This window comes from Campylobacter sp. BCW_4323 (assembly GCF_001763115.1).
Taxonomy (GTDB): Bacteria; Campylobacterota; Campylobacteria; order Campylobacterales; family Campylobacteraceae; genus Campylobacter_D; species Campylobacter_D jejuni.
In genome coordinates, this window is the sequence record NZ_MJYC01000039.1 from 78,368 (window position 1) to 103,940 (window position 25,573).

General features: G+C 30.0%; 26 protein-coding genes and 2 pseudogenes. 13 read left to right on the forward strand and 15 right to left on the reverse strand.

Going from position 1 to position 25,573, the window contains the following annotated elements; genetic code table 11:
- Positions 1–40: 40 nt before the first annotated feature.
- On the reverse strand, positions 41–358 hold the full coding sequence (locus AJN60_RS02975) for a dihydroneopterin aldolase (RefSeq protein ID WP_002857609.1): 318 nt from the start codon (positions 356–358) through the stop codon (positions 41–43).
- Positions 343–951 carry a glycerol-3-phosphate 1-O-acyltransferase PlsY gene (gene plsY / locus AJN60_RS02980; protein WP_002861122.1) on the reverse strand — a complete coding sequence of 203 codons (609 nt, stop codon included), beginning with the start codon at positions 949–951 and terminating at the stop codon, positions 343–345. The genes AJN60_RS02975 and plsY overlap by 16 nt, the downstream gene beginning before the upstream one ends.
- Before the next feature lie 199 nt (positions 952–1,150).
- On the opposite strand from plsY, the gene AJN60_RS02985 reads away from it, so the two are divergent.
- The 4 genes from AJN60_RS02985 (at position 1,151) to hemJ (ending at position 4,509) form a co-directional block, all read left to right on the forward strand.
- Entirely contained in the window at positions 1,151–2,179 is a 1,029-nt protein-coding gene (locus AJN60_RS02985) for a cytochrome-c peroxidase (protein WP_070285853.1), read from the forward strand.
- A 93-nt stretch (positions 2,180–2,272) separates the two neighbouring features.
- Entirely contained in the window at positions 2,273–3,610 is a 1,338-nt protein-coding gene (gene glmM / locus AJN60_RS02990; protein WP_002870766.1) for a phosphoglucosamine mutase, read from the forward strand.
- Positions 3,603–4,073, forward strand: a complete 471-nt coding sequence (gene lspA / locus AJN60_RS02995; protein ID WP_052858530.1) for a signal peptidase II — start codon at positions 3,603–3,605, stop codon at positions 4,071–4,073. Before glmM ends, lspA begins: the two co-directional genes overlap by 8 nt.
- Positions 4,057–4,509: a protoporphyrinogen oxidase HemJ gene (gene hemJ, locus AJN60_RS03000; RefSeq protein WP_002870768.1), complete on the forward strand. Its 453-nt coding sequence runs from the start codon at positions 4,057–4,059 to the stop codon at positions 4,507–4,509. Before lspA ends, hemJ begins: the two co-directional genes overlap by 17 nt.
- Here the strand turns inward: hemJ and AJN60_RS03005 are convergent.
- Entirely contained in the window at positions 4,506–5,852 is a 1,347-nt protein-coding gene (locus tag AJN60_RS03005; RefSeq protein WP_070285854.1) for a coproporphyrinogen III oxidase family protein, read from the reverse strand. The two genes, hemJ and AJN60_RS03005, sit on opposite strands and share 4 nt — an antisense overlap.
- Before the next feature lie 127 nt (positions 5,853–5,979).
- On the opposite strand from AJN60_RS03005, the gene cmeU reads away from it, so the two are divergent.
- Positions 5,980–6,231, forward strand: a complete 252-nt coding sequence (gene cmeU, locus AJN60_RS03010) for a CmeU family protein (RefSeq protein ID WP_070274998.1) — start codon at positions 5,980–5,982, stop codon at positions 6,229–6,231.
- A gap of 22 nt (positions 6,232–6,253) precedes the next feature.
- Here cmeU and cmeC read toward each other — a convergent pair whose 3' ends face one another.
- The 5 genes and pseudogenes from cmeC to ccoG form a co-directional block, all read right to left on the reverse strand.
- Positions 6,254–7,732, reverse strand: a complete 1,479-nt coding sequence (gene cmeC / locus AJN60_RS03015; RefSeq protein WP_070285855.1) for a multidrug efflux transporter outer membrane subunit CmeC — start codon at positions 7,730–7,732, stop codon at positions 6,254–6,256.
- Positions 7,725–10,847, reverse strand: a complete 3,123-nt coding sequence (cmeB, locus tag AJN60_RS03020) for a multidrug efflux RND transporter permease subunit CmeB (RefSeq protein WP_079861559.1) — start codon at positions 10,845–10,847, stop codon at positions 7,725–7,727. The genes cmeC and cmeB overlap by 8 nt, the downstream gene beginning before the upstream one ends.
- The gene (cmeA, locus tag AJN60_RS03025) at positions 10,847–11,950 is read right to left on the reverse strand and encodes a multidrug efflux RND transporter periplasmic adaptor subunit CmeA (RefSeq protein ID WP_070285857.1); all 1,104 of its coding nucleotides are present in this window, start codon (positions 11,948–11,950) and stop codon (positions 10,847–10,849) included. Before cmeA ends, cmeB begins: the two co-directional genes overlap by 1 nt.
- Before the next feature lie 94 nt (positions 11,951–12,044).
- The gene (gene cmeR, locus AJN60_RS03030; protein WP_070243286.1) at positions 12,045–12,677 is read right to left on the reverse strand and encodes a multidrug efflux system transcriptional regulator CmeR; all 633 of its coding nucleotides are present in this window, start codon (positions 12,675–12,677) and stop codon (positions 12,045–12,047) included.
- Positions 12,664–14,041 (reverse strand): annotated as a pseudogene (gene ccoG / locus AJN60_RS03035) (cytochrome c oxidase accessory protein CcoG). The gene cmeR and the pseudogene ccoG overlap by 14 nt, the downstream one beginning before the upstream one ends.
- 158 nt (positions 14,042–14,199) lie before the next feature.
- Between ccoG and rpsU the strand changes: the two are divergent.
- The 8 genes from rpsU (at position 14,200) to AJN60_RS03075 (ending at position 20,764) form a co-directional block, all read left to right on the forward strand.
- Complete coding sequence (gene rpsU / locus AJN60_RS03040; protein ID WP_002780697.1) at positions 14,200–14,412, forward strand: 30S ribosomal protein S21; 213 nt, start codon at positions 14,200–14,202, stop codon at positions 14,410–14,412.
- A 115-nt stretch (positions 14,413–14,527) separates the two neighbouring features.
- Positions 14,528–15,133, forward strand: a complete 606-nt coding sequence (locus AJN60_RS03045; RefSeq protein WP_044778507.1) for a UPF0323 family lipoprotein — start codon at positions 14,528–14,530, stop codon at positions 15,131–15,133.
- A gap of 9 nt (positions 15,134–15,142) precedes the next feature.
- Positions 15,143–16,312: a glutathionylspermidine synthase family protein gene (locus AJN60_RS03050; RefSeq protein WP_070285858.1), complete on the forward strand. Its 1,170-nt coding sequence runs from the start codon at positions 15,143–15,145 to the stop codon at positions 16,310–16,312.
- A 3-nt stretch (positions 16,313–16,315) separates the two neighbouring features.
- Positions 16,316–17,251, forward strand: coding sequence for a D-2-hydroxyacid dehydrogenase (locus AJN60_RS03055; protein WP_070285859.1), 936 nt, complete (start codon positions 16,316–16,318; stop codon positions 17,249–17,251).
- Positions 17,241–17,732: a YajQ family cyclic di-GMP-binding protein gene (locus AJN60_RS03060; RefSeq protein ID WP_002861136.1), complete on the forward strand. Its 492-nt coding sequence runs from the start codon at positions 17,241–17,243 to the stop codon at positions 17,730–17,732. Before AJN60_RS03055 ends, AJN60_RS03060 begins: the two co-directional genes overlap by 11 nt.
- Positions 17,733–17,740: 8 nt before the next feature.
- The gene (locus AJN60_RS03065) at positions 17,741–18,217 is read left to right on the forward strand and encodes a hypothetical protein (protein WP_002861137.1); all 477 of its coding nucleotides are present in this window, start codon (positions 17,741–17,743) and stop codon (positions 18,215–18,217) included.
- 10 nt (positions 18,218–18,227) lie between these two features.
- A complete protein-coding gene (locus AJN60_RS03070; protein WP_070285860.1) occupies positions 18,228–19,052 on the forward strand; it encodes a hypothetical protein in 825 nt (274 codons plus the stop codon).
- Positions 19,052–20,764: an AAA family ATPase gene (locus AJN60_RS03075; RefSeq protein WP_004305420.1), complete on the forward strand. Its 1,713-nt coding sequence runs from the start codon at positions 19,052–19,054 to the stop codon at positions 20,762–20,764. Before AJN60_RS03070 ends, AJN60_RS03075 begins: the two co-directional genes overlap by 1 nt.
- Here AJN60_RS03075 and AJN60_RS03080 read toward each other — a convergent pair.
- The 7 genes and pseudogenes from AJN60_RS03080 to AJN60_RS03110 form a co-directional block, all read right to left on the reverse strand.
- Positions 20,729–21,301 (reverse strand): sulfite oxidase heme-binding subunit YedZ, encoded by a 573-nt coding sequence (locus AJN60_RS03080; RefSeq protein ID WP_053872455.1) that lies wholly within the window; start codon positions 21,299–21,301, stop codon positions 20,729–20,731. The genes AJN60_RS03075 and AJN60_RS03080 overlap by 36 nt on opposite strands.
- A complete protein-coding gene (gene msrP / locus AJN60_RS03085; protein ID WP_044794002.1) occupies positions 21,301–22,194 on the reverse strand; it encodes a protein-methionine-sulfoxide reductase catalytic subunit MsrP in 894 nt (297 codons plus the stop codon). Before msrP ends, AJN60_RS03080 begins: the two co-directional genes overlap by 1 nt.
- Before the next feature lie 57 nt (positions 22,195–22,251).
- A pseudogene (gene pyrF, locus AJN60_RS03090) lies at positions 22,252–22,929 on the reverse strand (orotidine-5'-phosphate decarboxylase); the annotation flags it as partial.
- A complete protein-coding gene (nusB, locus tag AJN60_RS03095) occupies positions 22,926–23,324 on the reverse strand; it encodes a transcription antitermination factor NusB (RefSeq protein ID WP_002854405.1) in 399 nt (132 codons plus the stop codon). The gene nusB and the pseudogene pyrF, both read right to left, overlap by 4 nt.
- A complete protein-coding gene (ribH, locus tag AJN60_RS03100) occupies positions 23,324–23,788 on the reverse strand; it encodes a 6,7-dimethyl-8-ribityllumazine synthase (protein ID WP_002870785.1) in 465 nt (154 codons plus the stop codon). The genes nusB and ribH overlap by 1 nt, the downstream gene beginning before the upstream one ends.
- Complete coding sequence (kdsA, locus tag AJN60_RS03105; protein WP_070285861.1) at positions 23,785–24,600, reverse strand: 3-deoxy-8-phosphooctulonate synthase; 816 nt, start codon at positions 24,598–24,600, stop codon at positions 23,785–23,787. Before kdsA ends, ribH begins: the two co-directional genes overlap by 4 nt.
- Positions 24,597–25,529 carry a DMT family transporter gene (locus AJN60_RS03110; RefSeq protein WP_070285862.1) on the reverse strand — a complete coding sequence of 311 codons (933 nt, stop codon included), beginning with the start codon at positions 25,527–25,529 and terminating at the stop codon, positions 24,597–24,599. Before AJN60_RS03110 ends, kdsA begins: the two co-directional genes overlap by 4 nt.
- Positions 25,530–25,573: the final 44 nt, after the last annotated feature.

A 25,573-nucleotide genomic window follows, 5' to 3' on the forward strand; every position in this document is an offset into this window, starting at 1 on the left:
TCATAGCTTAAGTAAATGTTTAGATATCTTTAAAAAAAAATTAATATTTTTTTTTCAATTTAACCCCAACTGTAGCATTTTTTATTATATGGGGTTTGAAAATTTTTATGTTAAGATTGGTTAAATTAGGAAAATCTTTTTTTAAATTTAAGCTTACAAAGTCTAAAGACTCTTCAAGGGTGTAAAATTCTTCTTTTTTATACCATTTTTTAATTTTGGTAATTACCTCTGCATAATTTAAAAATTCATTTGCTTTAGCTTTAAGCTTGATAATAATTTTTTGTTTTTTCCTTCTTTCGAAATCTAATATACCAATGATACACTTAAAGTGAAATTTTATTTTTATATGACTTTGCATTCTTCTTTAAAAATCAATCTTTTAATATTAGGTAGATGTTTATATACTATAATAAAAGCGATAATGAAAACGGGTGCATGTGTATGAATTTCTAAGTCATAATTAAATATAAAAGAACTTGCAACAAAAGCAAGTAACGCTGCTAAAGAAGCTAGCGAAGATATTTTGAAAATTTTTCCAATAACTACCCACACAATAAATGCTGTAAGCACTTCCAATGGAAGCAAAACTATCATAGCACCTGCTCCTGTTGCTATGCCTTTCCCTCCTTCAAATAACAAGTAAATTGAAAAACAGTGTCCAAAAATAGCCAAAACTGCCACGCTCCAAAGCAAAGCTTGATCATAATGAAGAAATTTCAAGATTAGTAAAGGAATAGCTGCTTTTGCAAAATCTAAAATTATTGTAGCAATGGCAAGTTTTTTTGCTAGTTTGGGATTTTTTTCTTTTACTACTCTTAAAACATTGGTTGCCCCTATACTTTTTGAACCTTCTTTTTTGATATCAGTTTTAGCAAAAAATTTAGCTAGGATTAGCCCAAAAGGGATTGAACCTAAAAGATATATAAAAGCGTAAATTATTAAATTTTCCATAATATCCTTTTCAAATCATCTTAAAATTTTAAGATTTATAACTAAAAATTATATCTTATGAAAATAAATAAACAAAAAATAATTTTTAAGATAAAAATAGTATTAATTAATTATAAACATTTTTTAATAATATTTATCTTTATTTAAGCTCTAAATGATTATTATTTTATTTTAATTTATTTTTAATAGGAGTTTGTAAATGAAAGTAAAATCATTACTAATCGCATCCTTAGTTGCTTTTTCAAGTTTAAATGCTGCAAGTCTTATAGATGAAGCTAAAAATTCAGGTCTTGTTGCTTTACCAAAAGATCAAAAAGGCGTTGATGAAATTTTAAAACAAAATGGAGTAAAGGCTAGTGAATTTACTCTTGAAAAAGCAGAGCTTGGTAAAAAGCTTTATTTTGAACCACGCCTTTCAAAAAGTGGTATCATTTCTTCTTGTAATACCTGTCATAATGTAGGACTTGGTGGAACAGATGGAATTAGTACTGCAATAGGTCATAAATGGACAGCAAATCCCCATCATTTAAATTCACCAACAGTTTATAATGCGGTTTTAAATAATACTCAATTTTGGGATGGTCGTGCAGGAACATTAGCCGATCAAGCTAAAGGTCCAATCCAAGCTGATCCTGAAATGGCAACTCCTGCTAAACTTGCAGTAGAAAAAATTTCATCTTTGCCTGAATATGTGAGTGAGTTTAAAAAAATCTATGGTAAAAGCGGTGTAAATTTTGACAATATTGCTGATGCAATCGCAAATTTTGAAAGAACTTTAATCACTCCATCTCGTTTTGATAAATTTTTAGAAGGCGATGAAAAAGCTTTAACAAAAGAAGAGCAACAAGGTTTAAAACTTTTTATAGATAAAGGTTGTGTAGCTTGTCATAATGGTGTGAATTTAGGTGGCAATATGCAAGCGTTTGAAGTTGCTGGTAAATATAAATTTGCAAATTTAGGTGATTTTAAAGGTGATGCAAATGGCATGGTAAAAACTCCAACTTTAAGAAATGTTGCTGAAACTGCTCCATATTTTCATAATGGCGCTATTTGGAATCTAAAAGATGCTATTAAGGAAATGGGTAGTGTGCAACTTGGCATTAAAATTTCTGATAAAGAAGCAAAAAGTATTGAAACTTTCTTAAAATCTTTAACAGGAACAAAACCAGCAATTGTTTATCCACAACTTCCTATTTCTACTGAAAAAACTCCTAAACCTGAACTATAAGGTTCCAAACAAGCTCTATTTTTAGAGCTTGTTTAAATTTCTTTATCTTAGCTTTGTTATAATTGTCTTTAAATTTTGCTAGAAAGGTTTGCAATGAAACTTTTTGGAACCGATGGAGTTCGTGGAAAAGCGGGTGAATTTTTAGATAGTTTTTTGGCTATGCGTTTAGCAATGGCTGCGGGTATTTATTTTAAAGATAAAAGTATTACTAATAATATCTTAGTAGGAAAAGATACAAGAAGAAGCGGCTATATGATAGAAAATGCTATTGTTTCAGGGCTTACTTCTATAGGATATAATGTTATACAAATTGGTCCTATGCCAACTCCTGCGATTGCATTCTTAACTGAAGATATGCGTTGTGATGCAGGGATTATGATTTCAGCTTCTCACAATCCTTATTATGATAATGGTATTAAATTTTTTGATGCTCATGGAAATAAACTCAGTGAAGATATAGAGAAAAGAATAGAAGAAATTTATTTTGATGATAAGCTTATACAAGCCTCTAAGGTGGATATGGAAAAAATTGGTCAAGCAAAAAGAATTGATGATGTTATAGGAAGGTATATTGTTTCTATTAAAAATTCTTTTCCAAAAGATCTTACTTTAAAGTCTTTGCGTGTGGTTTTAGATGTGGCTCATGGGGCAGCTTATAAGGTAGCACCTACTGTTTTTAAGGAATTAGGTGCTGAAGTTATAGTAATGAGCGATAAACCTAATGGACTTAATATCAATGAAAATTGTGGAGCTTTACATCCTGCAAATTTAGCTGCTGAGGTAAAGCGTTTGCGTGCAGATGTAGGCTTTGCTTTTGATGGTGATGCAGATCGTTTGGTGGTTGTAGATGAAAAAGGCGAAGTGGCTAATGGAGATAGTTTATTGGGCGTATTAGCACTTTATCTTAAAGAACAAGGTAAATTACAATCAAGTGTTGTGGCTACTATAATGAGTAATGGTGCTTTAAAAGAGTTTTTAAATAAACATGGCATAGAACTTGATACTTGTAATGTGGGCGATAAATATGTGCTTGAAAAATTAAAAGCTAATGGTGGAAATTTTGGCGGAGAGCAAAGCGGACATATTATTTTTAGCGATTATGCAAAAACTGGAGATGGTTTGATAGCTGCTTTGCAATTTAGCGCTTTAATGCTTTCTAAGAAAAAATCTGCAAGCTCTATTTTGGGTCAAGTCAAACCTTATCCTCAGCTTTTAACCAATCTTAAAATTGCAGAAAAAAAAGATTTAGATAAAATTAAAGGTTTAAAAGAATTAAAAAAAGATTTAGAAAATAAAAATATTAATACCTTATTTCGCTATTCTGGAACAGAAAATTTGATAAGACTTTTGCTAGAAGCTAAAGATATTAAGCTCTTAGAAAAAGAAATGAAAAATGTTGTGGAGTTTTTTAAGAAAGCTTTAAATGGCTAAAACTTTTAAATTTATTTTTTATTTTTGGGGTGCCTTTGTTTTGGTTTTTACTCTTGATCAATGGGTAAAATCCTTAACTTTAGCAGGACTTAGATGGCAGAGTGAATACTTAGATTTAACTTATGCTCTAAATACAGGCGTAGCTTTTTCAATGTTGAGTTTTTTAGAACATAATTTAAAATATTTACATCTTGTTTTAATTGGCGTGCTTTTTATTTATCTTTTTTGGCAAAAAACACTTTTAAAAACTCATAGTATAGCTTTTGGAATGATGCTTGGTGCTGGTGTTTCAAATTTATTGGATCGTTTTATACATGGAGGTGTAGTGGATATGTTTTTTTGGCATAAATGGTTTAATTTTGCTATTTTTAATGTTGCAGATGTCATGATAAATATAAGTGTGGCTTTGATTTTAATACAAGAAATATTTAAAAAAAGGAAAAAAGATGACAGAATGGATTAATGATTATTATTTTTGGATTAAATGGGTGCATTATTTGGCATTTGTTTCTTGGATGGCGGGTCTTTTTTATTTACCTCGTCTTTTTGTGTATCATGCTGAACATAAAGACAATAAAGGTTTTGTCGAGATTGTAAAAATTCAAGAAAGAAAACTTTATTTTTATATACAAACTCCTGCAATGATTGTGACTTTAATCACAGGAAGTTTAATGTTGCATGCTCATAAGGAAGTTTTAATGGTAGGTTCGGGTTTTATGCATGTTAAACTTACCTGTGTTACACTTTTGATTATTTTCCATATACATAATTATTATTGTTTAAAAGCTTTAGCAAATGATACTTCTGCTAAAAGTGGGAAATATTTTAGAATTTATAATGAATTTCCAACCATAATGTTTATTATTATCACTCTAATGATGGTTGTTCGTCCCTTTTAGTTTGCCTCCGCTTTAAATTCCATGCTAGCGGAGTTAAGCGGATCAATATTTTCTTTCATGATATCGATATAATCTTTATTTTTAAGACGCTTATCATCTCTAAATACTGCACGCACAAGATCCATTCCTGTGTAAAAATCTTTCATTAAAACCACAAAAAGATATTGACCAAATTCGGTTGCGATTAAAGCATTTTGATCTTTTATGATGGCACCGCTTGTTTTAAGCCCTAAAAGTTCTATGAAAAGTTCTTTTTCGAGATTGCAATTTAGAGTTTTATTAAATTTATCAATTTCTATTTTTCCTGAAAAAATTTCAGTTAAAAAGACATATTTAATAATCTCTTTTTTATCAAAACAAGCTTTGGCTATATTAGCATTTTGTTTTTCTTGTATAAATTTAGCATAATCATTTAGATTAAATGCATTAATTAAAAGCTCCCCATCTAAAAAGCTAAAAGCCCCACTGCCCACTCCTAGGTATTCATGATGAGAACTGACATATTCGTCATTAAGCTTGTTTTTTTCTAAAGAAAAACTCCAACCATTGTTTTGGGTATAGTCTTTAAAAAATTCGCGTATGATTTGATAATAAGTAAATTCATTATCTTTAATGCTCACTCCTAGACTTTTAGCGATATTATCTTTGGTAAGATTTGATTTCATTAAAGGATAGGTTGTGATTTGTTGCGGGGTTAAATTTTTAGCAATTTCTAAGTCATTTAAAAGTTGTTTTTCACTTTGTCCTGGAAGATTGAAAATAAGATCTATACTAAAAATAGGTAAAATTCCTAAAGCTTTTGAAATTTTTTCTTGAAGTTCTTTGGATGAACCAAATTTATTATATCTTGCCACTTTTTTTAAAGTTTCATCATCAAAACTTTGAATTCCGCAACTTAAACGATCAATTATACCTTTAAACATAGAAAGCTTATTTGGATCAATATGATTTGGATCACTTTCGCATGAAATTTCTTTTATATTAAATAATTTTTTACAAAGTTCTAAGGTTTTTAATAATTCCTCTTCGTTAATCAGTGTTGTACCACCACCCACATACATGGAAGTAAAATCAAAACCTTTATCTTTCATGATTTTAATTTCTTCTCTAAGATTTTGAAAATACACTTTGGCTAAATTTTCATCATAATAATATTTATGAAAGCTACAATAAGGACAAAAAGTATGGCAAAAAGGTACATGGGCATAAAGCATATAGCTTTTGTCTTGTTTTGGAATTTTTTCTTTGGGTTGTTTTAAAAGTTCGACATTGAAACCTTTTTGGAGGGATTTTTCCATCATAGTATGAGAGTATTTTAAAGCTAAATTTTGAAATAAATTCATAAGTGGCCTATATATTAAAATATTTAAGATATAACTTTATCAATTTTTAGCTAAAATAGGAGTAAATTTTTTATTTCTTAAATAAAAAATGGGATTAAGTTTTTAAATTATTTAAAAAGGATATAAAATGGATAAAGCCAAAATTGTTCAAAATTTAAATGTTTTGTTTAAACAAAGAGCAAAGTTTTACTCTTATTTTGATGAAAATATTGCCAAAATCAATAATACTGAAGTATTTGATTTTAAGAATGCTAAAAATTTAAATCCAGAAGAGGTATATAAGCAATTTTATCATTTTGATTATGCTATAAGAAAATTATTGCCTGCTATTTACAAGGCTTATGAAATTACAGATGCAGATTTAGACAAAGATTTTTAATTTATTTAGAGAATAGAATAAACTATTCTCTAAAAGACATATCTAAATTTTTTGATTCTTCTTTTATATTTTTACTCATATCTTCGCTTTGCTCAAATCCTCCACCAAATGCTTTGATTACATCTACTATGGAATTGGCATAAGAATATTTAGCATTATTAAAAGCAACCGCAGCATTAAGCCAATTTTGACGTGCCTCTAAATAATCTTGTAAAGACATTTCTCCTATATCATAGCGTTCTTTAGCAATTTCATAGATTCTTTTGTAAGATTGTTCGCTTGCTTGTGCATTATCGTATTGTAAGCGTATAGTTTTTCTAGCTACTAAAGCATAGCGAATTTCTCCAAAAGCAGCAATCAAAGTATTTTGATAATTTACAAAAGCTTCATCTTTACTAAGCTTGGCTAAATTTACATTTTGGTAAATTTCACCCCAATGAAAAATAGGCAGAGCAAAGTTTCCACCTATATTCCAAGTTTTAGAACCTCCTTTAACCAAGGTATCTAAATCTCCGCTTTCAAATCCCAATAATCCTGTTAAAGAAAGACTAGGCAAGAAAGCCGTGCGAGCAATTCCAACAAGATAATTTTGCTGAGTTAATTTTTCTAAAGAAGAGCTAATATCTGGACGTTGAAGCAAGATGGTACTTGAAATTCCAGTTGGAATGTCAAATTCTTTAAGATTAAAAACTTGATAGCTTTGATTTTTGTAAAGTATGTCATTTAAATCATTTGAAGTTAAAATTTTTAAAGCTTTAAGGTAATTTTCTTTATTTAATTTTGCTTCATTGCATTGCAAAGCCATACTTTCTAAGTTGGCTCTTGCTTGAGCAAGTTCATATTCACCTACAGCACCAACTTGAAATTTTTCATCATTGATCCTATAAATTTCTTTTGCAGATTCATAAGCTTCTTTAAGAGCATTTTCATTTTCATACGCATTTACAAGATTGAAATAAGTTTGAACCGTATTTGAAATGACAGAAAGTCTTGCAGCTTCATAATCATACTCACTTGCCTTAAAGCCTGATTTTGAGGCGCGATATGTATCGCGATATTTTCCCCAAAGATCGATTTCATAGCTTAAATTAAGCCCCATTTTAAAATCATTACCGTAACTTACTTCCCCAGTTCGATTGTTTGGAGCATTTATAGCTGTTTTTGCACGACTTCCGCTTGCGCTACCATCAAATTTTGGCAACAAACTGCTAAAATCTATGCCTAATTGAGCGGCAGCTTGTTCCATGTGTATGAAGGCAAGTTTTAAATCATTATTATTTTTAAGTGCTAAATCAACCACTTTATTTAAATTTTCATCATCAAAATCTTTCCACCAATTTTTTGTGATAGAGCTATTGTTTTCTTTTTCCCAGGATAAGGCTCCAAACTTATTATCAATGCTATAGTTTGCTTCGGGAATATTTAAATTTGGACTTAAAGAGCAAGCTGAAATCAAAAGAGTAAAACTTGCTATAGCGCTAATTGAAATTATTTTATTCATGAACCTTACCTCTTTTTTTATCTAGCCATTCATTAAAATTTTCTAAAAGATAGAAAAATAAAGGCACAAAGAATATCGCTAAAGTTGATGCTGCGATCATTCCACCAATAAGCCCTGTTCCTAAAGAGTGTCTTGAAGCACTTCCTGCTCCTGTTGCGAAAATCATTGGCAAGACCCCAAAAGTAAATGCCAAAGAAGTCATTATGATAGGACGAAAACGAAGTTTTGCTGCTGCAACAGCTGCTTCAAAAACTCCTTTGCCTTTTTTAAAGCGCTCTTCCATTGCAAATTCTACTATTAAGATAGCATTTTTAGCTGAAAGTCCAATCAAGAGCAAAAGTCCTGTTTGAAAATATATGTCATTGCTAAATCCCCTTAAATATACCAATAAAAATGATCCAAATACCGCAAAAGGTACAGCTGTTACAACTGCTAAAGGTATAAGCCATCTTTCATATTGGGCAGCTAGAATTAAAAAGACAAATATCATCCCTAAAGCAAAAGCATAGCTTGCTGTTCCTTTGCTAGAAACTTCTTGATAGGCTGATCCACTCCAAGCTATGGAATAATCATCCCCTAAGGTTTCTTTTGCTACTTGAGCAATCGCTTCTATAGCTTGACCTGAAGTATAACCTGGTGCGGGTTGACCTTGAACTTGTGCCGCTGGGAAAAGGTTGAATCGTTTTACATCATCAGGCCCTGAACTTCTTTGTAAAGTTAAGAAAGAATCAAGTGGTATCATTTTTCCATCGTTTGATCTTACAAAAATATTTTTTAATGCATCTTGTGTATTTCTAAAATCACCTTTTGCACGGATATTTACTTGGAAGTTTTTGCCTAACATAGAAAAATCATTAACATAATAAGTGCCTATAGTTGCATTCATTGTGTTAAAAACATCTTGCATGTTAAGATTGTAGTGTTTTAATTTATCTCTATCAATTATAAGCTTGTATTGAGGGAAAGTTGTATCAAGGGTTGTTCTTACTCTTGATAGCTCTTTTCTTTGGTTGGCTACAGCAACAAGTTTATTTACATCTTTTTGTATTTCATCATAACTTTTTCCACTTTTGTTTTGAACATACATTTCAAAACCACCTGTGATGCTTAATCCAGGTATAGGAGGTAGGCCTATAAATATACTTGAAGCGTTGCGATCAAAAGCAAATTTTTTATTAAGTTCCATAGCGATTTCATCAGCACTCACATTTCTATCTTTCCAATCTTGCAAGCCTATAAACATTGCAGCAGCGTTTTCTTTTAATGAGCTTGTAAAAAGATCAAATCCTAACATAGCCATTGCATCTTTAATTCCATTGGTTTTTAAAACTTCTTGACTTATATGATCAACTTCTGAGATTGTTCTATGAAGTGCTGAAGCCGAAGGAAGATTAATAATGCCAATCATCAAACCTTGATCTTCTTCAGGAACTAAAGAGCTTGGTACAGCTTTATAAAGATAAAAAATTGCCCCAAGCATAATACAAAAAATTAAAACAAAGCGAATGGTTCTTTTTAAAATATATGCTACTCCTGTGCTAAATACAGAAGTACTCCAATCAAAAAAATCATTAAATTTCTTTACAAATTTAAATGGCTCTCCTTCATTACGTCGTAAAAAGAGTGCACATAAAGAAGGTGTTAAAGTAAGAGCAACAAAACCTGATATGGCTACAGATATTGCTAAGGTAAGGGCAAATTGTCTTTGAATTTCTCCAACAAAACCTGATATAAAAGAAACGGGTATAAAAACAGCACAAAGTACAAGAACAATTGAAATAACCGGAGAGCTAACTTCTTGCATCGCTTGGATAGCAGCATCTTTTACGCTTATTTGTTCATTTTCGTGTAAAATCCTATCGATATTTTCCACAACTATAATCGCATCATCTACAACAATCCCTATAGCTAAAATCAAGGCAAAAAGCGTAAGCAAGTTAATACTAAAGCCTAAAACATAAAGTCCAGCAAAAGTTCCTAATAATGAAACAGGTACTGCTATCATAGGAATAAGCGTTGCACGGAAATTCTTTAAGAACATATACATAACAATGATAACTAAAATTAGAGCTTCAACAAAAGTTTTAATTACTTCTTTGATTGATTCTATCACAAATTTTGTTGTGTCGTAAGGAATTTTATATGTTAAACCTTTTGGGAAATTTTTTGAAAGTTCTTGCATTTTAGCCTGGACAAGTTCTGCTGTATGCAATGCGTTTGCCCCTGATTGAAGATTGATTATAATCGGAACTGCATCATTGCCATTTAATCGTCCTTGTGAGCTGTATTGTTGTGATCCTATTTCTACATCAGCTATATCTTTAAGTCTTAAAAATGATCCATCATCATTTGTTCTTAAAATAATATTTTCAAATTCGCTAGGATTTTGTAGTCTTCCTTGCATAGTGATTGAATAAACATAAGGGGATTTTTGAGTTACAGGCTCTTCGCCAATTTTACCAGTTGCGTATTGAGCATTTTGGTCATTAACCGCAGAAATTACATCAGTAGCTGTGATTCCAAATTTATTTAATAAATCAGGTTTTAGCCAAATTCTTAAAGAATAATTACGATTTCCTATAGCGTTTGCATCCCCAACTCCCGGAACCCTTTTTAACTCATCTAAAACATTTAAAGCGATGTAGTTGTATACATCCACCGCACTCATTGAACCATCATTTGAATACATAGAAATTGCAGCAAGTGTTGCTGAAGAAGTTTTTCTAACAGTTACTCCAAGTTTTTTAACTGCATCTGGCATTTTTGCAGTTGCAGCTGAAATTCTATTATTAACATCTATAGTGGCTTGATCGGGATCTGTGCCGATATCAAAATAAACAGTCAAACTCATAGTTCCTGAAGAACTTGAAGTTGAATCCATATAAATCATATTATCTGCACCATTGATTGCATCTTCGATAGGACTTGCAACTGTTGAAGCAATGGTTTGTGCATCAGCTCCTGTGTAAGTTGCGCTTACCTTAACTGTAGGAGGAGTTAAAGAAGGATATTGTTCTATGGGTAAATTTGTAAGACCGATGACTCCAGCTAAAGAAATGATAATTGCAACAACTGAAGCAAAAACAGGTCTTTCGATAAAAAATTTAGAAAACATTATTGTGCTCCAATTTCTTTAACTTCGCTACCAACTTGAATTTTTTTAAAGTTATCTAAAATGATTTTATCGCCATTTTGTAATCCTTTGTCAATGATAGCGTATTCATTGTTTTGGTAGTTTATATGTACAGAAGATTTTTCTACTTTTCCATTTTTAACAAGAAGAACATAAACATCATTTTGATCTTGTTTAATAGCTATTTGAGGCACTTTAAAGCCATTTTTTTGTATAAAACCTTCTGAAGTAATTGTTGCAAAAGCACCCGGTAAAAGTGTTGAGTTGTTGTTATCAAATACAGCTTTAGCTTTTACTGTTCCACTATTAGCATCTATAACGGAATCAATAAAATAAAGTTTGCCTTGAACGGTTTCTCCATTAAGATTTAAATTTGCATGAATGCTGTCTAAATCCCATTTTCCACTTTGAGTATTGCGGACTAAATTTAGTTTATCTGTATCTGAAATAAAGAAATCTGCGTAAATAGGATTTAAATTTGTAACTCTAACTAGTTCAGTTGTTGAAGCACTTACATAATCCCCTATATTAACTAAAGCATCTCCTATAGTACCATCAAAAGGAGCTTTTATTTCGGTATGATCTAGATCAATTTTTGCATTTGCAAGTTGTGCTCTAGCAGTTGTTAGACTAGCTTTTGCATTATTAAATGTAGCAAGAGAAGAGTCGTATTCTTTTTGAGAGATTGCATTTTTGCTAAAAAGAGCCTTGGAACGATTAAAATCCTTGCTCGCGTTTTCAAAAGTTGCCTTAGCCATTAAAGCTTGTCCGTAAGCTGAATCAACGCTAGCTTTAAATTTATCTTGCTCTACAATAAATAATGTTTGTCCTTTTTTTACCTTATCTCCAGCCTTAAAAAGTTTATTTACTATTACGCCACTAACTTGAGGTTTTATAATAACATCATAATCGCTGACAAGTTTAGCAGGATAAGTAAAACTAAGTGGCAAATCTTCAGATTTAGCACTCATTGTTGTTACAGGTTGAGGCGGCATTTGTATTTTTGGTGCTTCTTCTTTGCTACAAGCAGTGAGTAAAAGCACAACACTTAAAGCTAAAATAATGTTGTTTTGAAATAATTTCATGGTTTTGCCTTGAAAAATTAAATTAAAAATTGTAATATTTATTACAAAAATTTTTGGCTAATTATATCTTAATTTTGGTTAATAAAATTATTTTTTAAGCTTTGGAACCATTGATCCCATTTAGAAAAACGTTTACAACAAATTCAACATGTTCTTTTTGTTCTTTTTTATTTTTCACAGGAGCATTAATTAAAACATTAAGATGATGATAAGGTTCTTTTAACATAGTACAAAAAAGAACAGCAAGTTTTTCTGCATTTTTTTTCATATAAGAATTATTTTGTTGCTTAAAAAAATCCATAAGTATGTTATAGGAAAAATTTTGTTGATTGTTTTCTATCCAATTAGCAAGGTGTCTATCTTTATCATAAACTTGAGAATAAACAATTTTACCAAAAGCTACAGCTTCTGGTTGATTAAAAATTTCTATAAAAGTTAAACCGAAAGAAGTTAAAATTTCTTTTAAAGTACCATTTTCAATTTCTTGTGTTTTGGAATAAATAAGATGAAAATGTTTTTTACATATGTCATCTAAAATTTCAAAGAATAATCCTTCTTTGCTTTTAAAACTATTATAAATATTAGAATAAGATCCTCCGGATAATTTAATAATATCACTCAAACTTGTTTCTTGGTAACCTTTTGTTAAAAAAAGCTCTAAGGCCACTGCTTTGATTTTCTCTTGTCTAGCTAAAACTTTTTGTGATGGTGTTCTATTTGAGTTCATTTTTTATCCTTTGTAAGAGTGTTTTTGGGGTATACAAATATACTTTTTCTAAAAACCGAAATTTTTTCATTATCCTTTGCGTAAGCTTTTATATGTAAAGGAAAGATTACATCTTTTTTATCGTTGTTTGCTAAATTTTTTGTAGCTTTGATAACAACTATTTTTTTAACTTGTTCTCCTGCTTTTAATTTAAAAGGTTTGTTTGGTCTTATGATTTCAATTCCATCATTTATTCCTTCTAAATTTGCTGTAAAATAATATTCATGAGGTTTAGAATCTGTATTTTGAAACAAAAAGGTATAAGCATTTGAAATGACTAATTTACCTTTAACATTTGAAATATTGTATAATTCACTACTGCGATTGATATTTAAAAGCATGCTTTCTTTTTTGCTTCCCATGATAATTAAAGCCAATAAAGCAATTAAAAGAACTATAAAATATGCTATCGTTCTAAATCTTAAATAATGAACCTTAGAACGTGTTTCAATAGCTTTTGCACTTGTCCAATTGATCAAACTTGGACGATTAAATTTGCTTTGTACCTTAGAACAAGCATCGGCACATTCAAGACAATTAATACATTCAAGTTGCATTCCTTTGCGTATGTCAATATGAGTTGGACAGATGCTAACACAGGCTTCACAACCTATGCATTCTCCTTCAGGCGGTTTTTTATGAAGTTTGATGTGTCCATCATAAATCAAACCTCCGCGTTTTTCATCGTAGATCACTTGCATTGTATCATGATCAAACATTACAGATTGTATTCTTGCATAAGGACAGACATAAATACAAAATTTTTCTTGTAAATAGGTAATATCCAAAGTAAAAAGTAAGCTAGCACAAAATAAAACTCCAAGTAAAAGTAGATGCTCGCCAGGATTTTGAATATAATTGAAAAAATCTTCAGGAGGAATAAAGTACCAAAGTAAATTACTAACAGCAACTAAAGATATAAAATAAAAAATTATTACTCCAAGAAATTTTTTAAAATATTGTCCCTCATATTCTTTTTGTTTGTTATTGATATTTTTGCGAATTTTAAGAATTTTAGTTTGTATGATATCTCTATATATAACTCTAAAAATTGTTTGTGGACAACTCCAAGCACACCAAATTCTTCCACCTAAAGTTGTAATAAAAAAAATAAATAAAAAAAGAAATATAAGAACAAAAGGCATGAGATAAAATTCTTGTGTTGAAAAAGAAATAAAAAATAGGTTTAATTTAGAGTGATCAAAACTTAAAAGAAAAAAATGATTTTCATTAATTCTTATGAAAGGTAGAGCAAATATGACAATACTTGCAATTAAATATATAAAATATCGTTTTTTTGTATAGTTTGTAATGTGTCCTTGCATTTTTAGACCTTAATTATAATTTTTAGCACTTTGTAACTAAGGATTATAGCCGATAAAAACTAAAACAATTTTTAAATGCTTTCTAAGTTAGAATTAATAAGAAGTGTTTTATAATTATATTTCACAACAAAAATTTACACAGAAAGGTGGTGAGGACTGTGCCAGGAATCAAGGTGCATCCTAACGAGTCTTTTGATGAAGCGTATCGTAAATTCAAAAAGCAAGTAGATAGAAATCTAGTTGTAACTGAAGTAAGAGCAAGAAGATTTTTCGAGCCTATGACTGAAATTCGCAAAAAACAAAAAATTTCAGCACGCAAAAAAATGCTTAAAAGACTTTATATGCTTAGACGCTACGAGTCAAGACTCTAACCCAAAAGCCCGAAAGGGCTTTTTTTATATCTGCAAACTTCATTTGGCATTAAAAAGTATTTATTATTTTTTGTTAAAATTTCTAATCTAGATTTTCTGTTTTTAGGATAAACTTATGAAAAAAATCAAAAAAATCATTCAAATTGGTATGATAGGTGGTTTAGCAGCTGTTGCTGGAGGTGCTTTAGCAGGTTGTGGAAGTAATAATGACAATGCAGATACTTTAAATCAAGCAGCTAATGCTCAAGGAGCTTTTGTAATTATCGAAGAAACAGCTCCAGGGCAGTATAAAATCAAAGATCAATATCCAAGTGATGAAACAAGGGTAGTTTTAAAAGATCTTAATGGTACAGAAAGAATTTTATCCAAAGAAGAAATGGATGCTTTGATTAAAGAAGAAGCAGCTAAAATTGACAATGGAACTTCAAATTTAACTAAAGACAATGGACAAATCAGTAGTGGAGGATTGAGTTTAGGAGAAACTTTACTTGCAAGTGCTGCAGGTGCTATTTTGGGAAGTTGGATAGGTTCAAAACTTTTCAATAATCAAAATTTTGCTAATCAACAACGCGGTGCTTTTTCAAATCAAAGTGCTTATCAAAGAAGTGTGAATAGTTTTAATAAAGCAGGCTCAACGAGTTCTACCTCAAGCGCTAAAAAATCAGGCTTTTTTGGTGGAGGCTCTAAAGCTGCAAGTTCTAGTTCTTCTTTTGGTTCTTAAGGATAAATAATGCAATTATTACAAGTAGACAAACTTCAAAAAGATTATTTAGAAAATATAGGTTTTTCTTGGCATACAGATGAAGATGGAAGTGATTATATTAGCAATAAGTTAGTTTGTGTTAAGGAAAGTGAAGCTAATGCTTATTATGAAGCGGTAAATGAGCTTTATGATATGTTTATTGCTGCAGCGCAAGAAGTGATTGATAATGATCGTTTTGATGAGCTTGGAATTCCTTTTAATCTTATTGATGCGATTAAGATGAGTTGGGAAAATGAGGTTCATTGGCATTTATATGGGCGTTTTGATTTAGCGGGTGGACTTGATGGTAAGCCTATAAAACTTATAGAATTTAATGCTGATACCCCTACTGCTCTTTTTGAAAGTGCGATTTTACAATGGGCGCTTTTAAAACAAAATGGAATGGATGAAAGCGCACAATTTAACAGCATTTATGAAAGTTTGATGGATAATTTTAAAAGACTTATTACCCTTGATGAAAGTGTTGAAGGGTTTCAAGAACATTATCAAGGATGGAAAATTCTTTTTTCAAGTGTTGCAGGAAGTAAAGAAGAAGAAATCACTACAAAATTACTTTCTCATATAGCCAATGAAGCAGGTTTTCAAACTAATTTTTCCTTTGTGGATGAGGTGGAATTTAGCGAAGAGGGTATTTTTAAAGAGGGCGAAAATTATGAGTATTGGTTTAAGCTTATTCCTTGGGAAGATATAGCCATAGAAGAGGGTGAACTTGCCATGCTTTTAACTCAAATTATGCGTAATCAAAGAGCAATTATTTTAAATCCTGCTTATACGCTTTTATTTCAATCTAAGGGAATTTTAAAAATTTTATGGGAACTTTATCCAAATCATCCTTTACTTTTAGAAACAAAAGATACTCCTTTAGAGGGTAAAAACTATGTTAAAAAACCTGTTTTTGGTAGAGAAGGTGCAAATATCAGTATAATTAAAGATGGAAAAACTTTGCATGAGAATGTAGGTCCTTACGGGAATAATAAGGCTATTTATCAAGAATATGTAGAGTTTAATTCATGTGAAAACGAATACTATCAAGCAGGTGTTTTCTTTGCCTATGAAGGGTGTGGTTTAGGATTTAGAAAAGGTGGTCTTGTGCTTGATAATTATTCTAAATTTGTAGGACATATCATAAAGGATTGAAAAATGAAAATTGTTTGTTTAGATGCGGCAACTTTAGGGGATTATGATTTAAGTGTTTTTGAAAAATTTGGTTCTTTACAAATTTATACTACAACAAATAAAGAGCAAACCATAGAGCGTTTAAAAGATGCTAATGTCGCCATGACAAACAAGGTTGTAATTGATAAAGATGTGATTGATGCTTGTAAAAATTTAAAACTCATTTTAGAAACTGCTACAGGGGTTAATAATATCGATATTGAGTATGCTAAAGAAAAAGGTATTATTGTAAAAAATGCTGCTGGGTATTCTACCATGAGTGTTGTACAACATACTTTTACATTTATGTTTGCTTTTTTAAATCAAGTGCTTTATTATGACAAATGGAGTAAAGAGGGTAAATGGTGTGAAAGTCCTATTTTTACAGATTATAGCAGAATTTTAAACACCTTAAGCGGTAAAAAACATGGTATTATAGGCTTAGGAACTATAGGTAAAGAAGTGGCAAAAATTTCAAAGGCTTTTGGAGCTGAAATTTATTATTATTCTACGAGTGGAGCTAATAAAAACGCAGATTTTATACATTTGGAATTAAAAGATTTATTAAAAACTTGTGATATTATAAGTATCCATGCACCTTTAAATGAAAAAACTAAAAATTTACTCACCTTTGAAGAATTAAAGCTTTTAAAAGATAATGCGATTTTGATTAATGTAGGAAGAGGTGGGATTATCAATGAAAATGATTTAGCTAAAATCATAGATGAAAAAAATATTCGTGTAGGGCTTGATGTTTTAGAAATTGAACCTATGATGAAAAATCATCCGCTTTTAAGCATTAAAAATAAAGAAAATCTTATTATCACCCCTCATGTTGCATGGGCGAGTAAGGAAGCTTTAAATGCTTTAATGGATATAGTTTATAATAATTTAAAAGAATGGATAGAAAATGGCAAGTGAACATAGTTTTGATATTTCAGCAGCTTTAGATAAGCAAGAGTTAAAAAATGCTTTTGAACAAGCTAAAAAAGAACTTGATAGTCGTTATGACTTAAAAGGAATTAAGTGTGAGATTGATTTAAACGAAAAAGAGAGTATTTTTAAACTCAGTTCTTCTAGTGAAGGAAAACTTGATGTTCTAAAAGATATAGTGATTTCTAAACTTATCAAAAGAGGAATTAATCCTAATGCTATTAAAGAGCTTTCTCGTGAAAGTGGAGCAATGTTTCGTTTAAATTTGAAAGCAAACGATGCTATTGATAGTGAAAATGCTAAAAAAATCAATAAAGCTATTAAAGATAGCAAGCTTAAAGTTAACTCTTCGATTCGTGGTGAAGAAATTCGTGTTGTAGCAAAACAAATCGATGATTTACAAGCTGTGATGAAGCTTGTAAAAGAGCTTGATTTAGAGTTAAATATCAGTTTTAAAAATCTCAAATAAGGTTAAATTTGAAACATTGTTTAGCTCTATGTTTTGTTTTTTTTCTTTGTGCTTGTAGTGTGAAAAATCAAAATTTTTCAAGTCAAAGCTTGATGGTTTTGATTGCTTCTCCTATGATAAAAATCAATGATGCAGCTTTTTTAAAAAAAGAAAATAATGCTTTAAATTTGGAAGTTTATAAACTAGGGCAAGCTTTTTTTGAACTCAAAATCAAGGATAAAATTTGCATCAATGCAGTGTGTTATGATAAAAAAGTGTTTAATCAAAAATTTTTTAAAAATGTATATTATGATGATATTTTAAGTGATATTTTAAAGGCAAATGCTTTATGGCAGGGTAAAAATTTAGAAAAAACTGATTGTGGTTTTGAGCAAAATTTAAAAGCAAAAAATTATGAAATTTTTTATCAAGTTTGTGATAATAAAGTAAGTTTTTTTGATAAAATTTCACATACTAAAATTATCTTAACGCATATTCAAAATTGAAGGATAGAGTTTGAAATTTTTTTTACTGGTATTTTGCTTTGTAAATCTAGCTTTAGCACAAGTTTATAAAGGTGAATTGTATTTTTATCATTTGCAGGATAAAGAAATTTTTGCCATAGTTTATGATAATGCACCTATGACTCCACTTTTTGACAGGGATAAAAATCAAACAAGTTCTAGTTTTTTAATTGTTGATGATATAAATGGAAATTTAGAGATTCCACTCTTTAAGACAAATGATTTTTGGCAGGATGAGCGTAAAAAATATAAAATCAATTCTTCTAAAATGCTTACATATGATAATAAAAATTTTCAAGGAGAAAATTTAGGAACGACTACTTTAGAACTTATTGAAACGCAAGATGGCATTCGTATAAAGCGTAGTCTTGATTTTATAGGTTTTAATGATGATTTTAAAGAATTTCATCCTGTTCATAAGGGTGTATTTAGCTTTGAACAAATTCGCCAAAAACCTATTTTTTTGCAAGATGGAAAAATTAGTTTTGAAGAATGGTATTATTTTTATGAAGATGGCATGAGTCGTGCTATTTTAGAGTTAAATAATTTTGTTTATGATATTAATGCTCACGCGTTTGTAAAACTAAATGATTTGTATAATACTGAAAATCAAAAATTTCAAAATCTTTTACATGAGAAGCTTAAAAATACATGTGATGAGTGTTTTGAAGATCTGCAAAATTTACAATTTAATAATAATTTTTTGCTTAATAATGGAAAACTAAAAATTTGTTATCTACCTTTTGAAGGTCATTTTTTAGATGAAAATATTTGCGTAGAATTTAACGAAGATGAGCTTAAGGAATTTAAAAAATAATGGAAAAATTAAAAAATTTTTTAAGTTTGAAAAATATAGAAGATACTCAAATTTATAAAGAGCTTAAGTGTGCTAAAAATGAGGCTTTGATTCTTAGAGAACTTTGTAGAAATTATGTCGTTTCTATTTCTTCTATCAATGCCTTTACTTTATTATCGACAATTTTTGGAAATGATAAGTATCTTTATCTTGATGCTTTGGAGGATTTAAAAAAACTTATCGAAAGAGGTTTTGTAAATCAAAATTCGAGTTTTTTTAAAAGTTTAGAAAATAATAAAACTCAAACATTAACTCTTGCCTTATTGCAAAGCGAGCTTAGTCTAAGTGAATATTTTTTAGAATTTTTAGAAGCAAAACCTCGTTTAAACTTTGAGAAACAAGAGGCTTATGCAGATTATTTAGAATATTTAAAAGATGAATTTGTGCGTATTCAATTATACGAAAGATTAAGTTTTATACAAAAAAGTGCTTATAATAGTGAAATAAAAAATCAAATTAAACTTTATGAAAAACATATCAAAGAAAGACTAAAAAAAAGTAAATTTTATAATGTATTAGCTGATATTTTTAAAGAATACAATCTTGAACATAAAGAACAAATTATTTTTCTAGCACTTTTAAAAGAAGAATACGCCTTAAGTAATGAAAGTTCGATTTCTAGAGAAATGAATTCTTTACTTTCTTTAATCAGTGAAAATGATTTAGAAAGGCATAAAAATAAAAAACTATTACAAGAAAATGCTCCTCTTTTAAACTTAATCGAGTATGATGAATATTTAAATGCTTTTGGAGATATTTCTAAAAGTTTTTTTATTATTGATGAAATTTTACAAAGAATTATAAATTTTGAACCAAAACAAAGTAAAAAAATCAAAATTGAAAGTGTTTTAAAAGATCAAGATATTTTCGAGCTTATAGAACCAAGCACTGACATCAATGATATTATTATGCCTGAAAATACAAAAGAGCTTTTAGAAAATATTTTAAAACAACAAGATAAAAAAGTCCTAGAAAGACTTCATTCTTGGGGTATAAAGAGCAATAAAAATATAGAAGCTAAAATTATTTTTTATGGTCCTGCTGGTACTGGAAAAACTATGTCAGCTTTAGCTATGGCTAAATCAATGAAAAAATCTGTTCTTAGTTTTGACTGTTCTAAAATTTTGAGCAAATGGGTTGGAGAGAGTGAACAAAATGTAAGAAAAATTTTTGATACCTATAAAAATATCGTGCAAACTTGCAAACAAAGTCCTATTTTACTTCTCAATGAAGCCGATCAGTTTTTAAGTACGCGTGTAGATGGAAGTAGTGGTAGCGATAAAATGCATAATCAAATGCAAAATATATTCTTAGAGCAAATTGAGCGTTTTAGCGGTGTGATTATCGCTACGACAAATTTTTTAGAAAGCTTAGATAGTGCATTTTCAAGAAGATTTGATTATAAGATAGAATTTAAAAAACCTGATTTTAAAGATAGGCTTAAAATTTGGGAAAAATTTCTACCTAAAAAAGCATTATTTGAAAAAGATTTTGATATAAATATTTTATCAAATTATGAATTAAGTGGAGCACAAATTTTAATGGTGGTGAAGAATACAGCTTTGAAAGTAGCTGTATCAAAAGATGGGGTTTTTAAAATGCAAGATTTTATAGAAAGCATACAAAAAGAATTAAATTCAAGTTTTGATAAAAGTAAGATTGTTGGATTTTAACTTTTTTAATGTTTTTGTATAGCGAACTATAAAATAAAACAAAGCTATAATTAAAGCGCTCCATTCCCAAAACATAGGAATTTTTGGGGTTAAAAAATAATGATAACTTGCCAAAACTAAGCATAAATATCCTAGTTTTCTGATTTTACTAAGTTTTTTAAAGATTTTAAAAGAACTTAAAAGCATTAAAAATATGATTAAAAATGCGATAAATCCACTTGCTTCTAATAAACGATGTGAAATATCATCGAAAAGCCTTAAAATTTGAGCATTTCTATCAAAAATAAAATAATTTAAAAAGTGCAAAATCGCCCAAAAAGCTGCAAAAATACCTAAAATTTTAGGATAATTTTTTGTTTTTTTAAATTTAAGTAAAGAAAATAAAAGACTTAAATTTAAAAAGATTAAAGCAAATATTCCAGTGTAAATATAGGCTTCTTTTACAAAATCAAAGGCTTTTATGATGCGATAAAATCCATAGATTAAACTTATGATGAAGCTAAAATAAGCAAGAAATTTAAAGTATTTTGTCTGCATTAAAAATTCACTTTCAAGTCCATGTTTTTATATAAACTTGCTACTTCTTTTTCATAGCCATTAAACATTAAAGTAGGCTTGGTAAAGAAATCTCCTAAAGTCCTCTCGTTAGCTTGAGACCATCTAGGATGAGAGACATTAGGATTGACATTGGCATAAAAACCATATTCGTTTGGAGCGTAACTTTCCCAAGTGGATTTAGGCTGTTCTTTGGTAAATTCTATTTTAACTATGGATTTAATACTTTTAAAGCCATATTTCCAAGGAACAACAAGGCGTATTGGAGTGCCATTTTGAGGCTTTAAGGCTTTTTTATACATTCCTACTGCAAGCAAGGTAAGAGGATGCATAGCTTCATCCATGCGAAGTCCTTCTACATAAGGATAGTCTATAGTTGGAAATAAAGCGTCTTGATCGGGAAATTGACTCTTATCTAAAAGAGTGGTAAATTTAACAAATTTTGCTTTGCTTGTAGGCTTTGCCATTTCAATCAAACGACGCAATTCAAAGCCTACCCAAGGTACCACCATAGACCAAGTTTCAACACATCGAAAACGATAAATTCTTTCTTCTAGAGGGAATTTTAAAATATCTTCCATGCTTAGAGTTAAAGGTTTTTCTATTTCTCCACTGATATCGATTTTCCAATTTTGAGTGTTGAAATTTTGTGCTAATGATACAGCCTTTTTTTTGTCTGTTGAAAATTCATAAAAATTAACATAATTTGTAGCCAGTTCTTCATCGCTGATTTCAAGTTTGTTTGGATTAGTATCGTTTGTGAAATTTAAAGCAGATAGTTTAGAAGTAAGCACGCTTGAACTTATTAAAGCACCTGCTCCAAGTTTTAAAAAATCTCTTCTTTTTTTATATAAATTCTCAGGAGTTATAATCATAATTTTTCCTTATTAAAAATTTTTATTATTAAAATATAACAAGGATAATGATTATTAAATTTCTTGTAGAATTTTTTCACAAATTTTTCTAGGGTTATTATCTTTATAAATAGGGCGTCCAACTACTATAAAATCGCTTAAATTTTCTCTAGCCATTGTTAAATTAGCGACGCGTTTTTGATCATCATTTTTCTCTCCAAATGGACGAATTCCTGGAGTGAGAGTTAAGAAATTTCTTTGGGTGTGTTCTTTGATGATTTTACTTTCAAAAACAGAGCATACCATACCATCAAGTCTATTTTCATAGGATATTTTTGAAAAATTAATTACAGCTTCTTCGATTTTTTGTCTATAAATACTAAAGAAATTTTCTTCATCAAAACTCGTAAGAGCAGAAACTGCTAAAACTAATGGTCTTTTTGAAAATTTGCTAAGCCGTGTCATAACTTCTTGCATGGCTATTTTTCCAGCACTTGCGTGGATATTGATCATATCAACACCAAGTTTTGATATTTCTTCGCAAGCATCTGCCATAGTGTTGGGAATATCATGAATTTTAAGATCAAGAAATATTTTAAAATCATCAACTTTTTTAAGTTCTTCTATGAATTTAAAACCATCTCTTAAATATGCTCTTAAACCTACTTTTAACCATATGTCTAAATTTTTTAATTCTTTAGCAAGTTGTAAGCATTCTTCTTTTGTAGAAAGATCAAGTGCGACACAAAGCTTCATTTTTTAGCCTTTATTAAGGCATCTAAAACTCCATTTATAAATTTTGGAGAATTGTCATTAGCAAGTTCTTTGGCAAGTTCTATAGCTTCATTGATAACAATGGCACTAGGAGTATCGGTAAAAAGTAACTCATAAGCTCCAAGTCTTAGTATAGCTCTTTCTACATGTCCTAAAGCTGTAATTTGATTATCATTTAGAAATGAATTTAAGGTTTCATCAATATTGTTTAAATTATCTAAAATTCCATGATATAAATTTAAAGTAAAATTTTTTTGTTCATTGCGTATTTTTTTTTCATCTAAAATTTCATCTACAAAAACGTTGTTTTGAGAATTTAATTCAAAAGCATAAAGTAAGGAGATGACGCTTTGGCGAACTTGATGACGCGTTGCCATTAAAGCTCCTTGCTTAAATTTAACATCTCAATTACAGTTGCCATAGCTTCAAAGCCTTTATTACCTGCCTTGCTTCCAGCTCTTTCTATGGCTTGTTCTATTGTATCTGTAGTTAAAACACCAAAGCTTACAGGGATATTATGATTTAAACTCACATTGGCTATGCCTTTGGTAGTTTCTGCTGAAACATAGTCAAAATGCGGAGTTGAGCCACGAATTACTGCACCTACGCAACAAATTGCATCAAATTTTTTGCTTTCTATAGCTTTTTTTAACGCATACGGAAGCTCAAAAGCACCAGGAACAAGTATAAGGCTTAGATTTTCCTCTTTGCCTCCGTGTCTTAAAAAAGCATCTTTTGCTCCTTCTACAAGGCGATCTGTGATAATATGATTAAATCTTGCATTAATGATAGCAATTTTTGTATTTGAGTCTAAATTTAATTTTCCTTCAATAATATTCATTTGTTTTCCTTTATGATATTTTGTATTTCTAGTAATGTATTAACGCAATTTTTAAGGCGTGTAAGATTAAGCATATTAGGTCCATCGCATAAAGCCTTGCAAGGATTAATATGTGTTTCAAAGAAAAAGCCATCTATGCCTACGGCTGCTGCCGCTCTTGCTAAAGGTTCTACAAATTCGCTTTTCCCTCCGCTACTTCCACCTGCAGCCCCTGGCATTTGTACGCTATGGGTAGCATCAAAAATAACTGGAGCAAATTCACGCATGATAACTAAAGAACGCATATCTACTACTAGATTTCCATAGCCAAAGCTAGCTCCTCTTTCAGCTACAAAAACACCATTTTTTTGAGCAGCTTCATAGCCTTCATCTTCTATGCCACGGGTTTGTAGAACTTTTTTAACGCTGTATTTGATATCGCTTGGGTTTAAAAATTGTCCTTTTTTGATATTAACTTTTGCCTTAGTTTTTGCTGCGGCTACAAGTAAATCGGTTTGACGACATAAAAAAGCAGGAATTTGCAAGACATCAGCTACTTCGCTTGCAGGGTTTGCTTGATTGCTTTCGTGTATATCGGTTAAGATTTTCATGCCAAATTCATCTTTTACGCTTTGTAAAATTTTTAATCCTTCTTCAAGACCAGGACCTCGAAAAGAATTAATACTTGTGCGATTGGCCTTATCAAAACTTGATTTGAAATAAAATTCTATATTTGGGTTTTCATTAAAATTTTTTAATTGTTCGGCAACTTTAAAAATCAAATCTTTGCTTTCTATCACACAAGGACCAGCAATGAGTATCATTTTTTTCATTTTTTTCCTTTGTTCTTAACTAAAATTAATCCACCAAAAATAATGCCTATTATACCTAAAAAAACCATAGTACTTGGTAAATTATCTCCTAAAATTATCCCAACTATCATACTAAATACTACATCAAGATAACTAACTCCAGCAACTACTCCTGCTTGTTTAGCGATACCATAAGCTTTAGTGACATAAATTTGATAAAAGGTGCCTAAAGTTCCCATAATGGCAATGATAAGCCAAGCTGTAAGACTTGGCATCACAAAAGGTGCTAGAATGAAATCTAAATGTAAAGAATCAAGATGCTGTGGTTCAAAAAATTCAGCACTGATCATAGAAATTAAAGGCATTAAGGTTCCTAAAAGGATAAAAGAAAAGGCAATTTGTTCTGTAGTGTAAGATTTTCTAAGTTCTCTTACACTTGTAAGAGCTAAAGCGGCTAAAAATCCACTCGTGATACCTATAACTGAATTTTTTAAATCAAAGCCTGAATGATTTAAATTATGAGCCCAAGGCTGAGCGATTAAAAGCACTCCACCAAATGCTATTAAAATTCCTATCCAGCCTTTGATGCCAATATTTTCTTTAAAAACAACAAAAGCTATTAAAGTAATAAAAATAGGAGCAGTTTTTTGAAAAGCAAAAGCTCCACCTAGTGTAATATTTGAAACATTATAGAAAAACATATATAGTGAAAGCGTGCCTACTACTCCACGAAATACCAAGAGCCAAAAATGTCCCCCTTCTTTATGTGCCTTAGATCGTTTTAAAAGATAGACTATAAAAAAAATTCCTATGATATTTCTAAAAAACATAATTTCTATAGAACTCATTTCCTTGCTAAGAATTTTTGCACAAGCTCCCATAAGTGCAAAATCCAAACATGCTAAAATCATGAAATAAATTCCTAAATTATGCTTGATTATTTTTAGCATTTTTTTCCTTGACTAAAATCTGGGTTAATTCTAGTCTTTTTTTG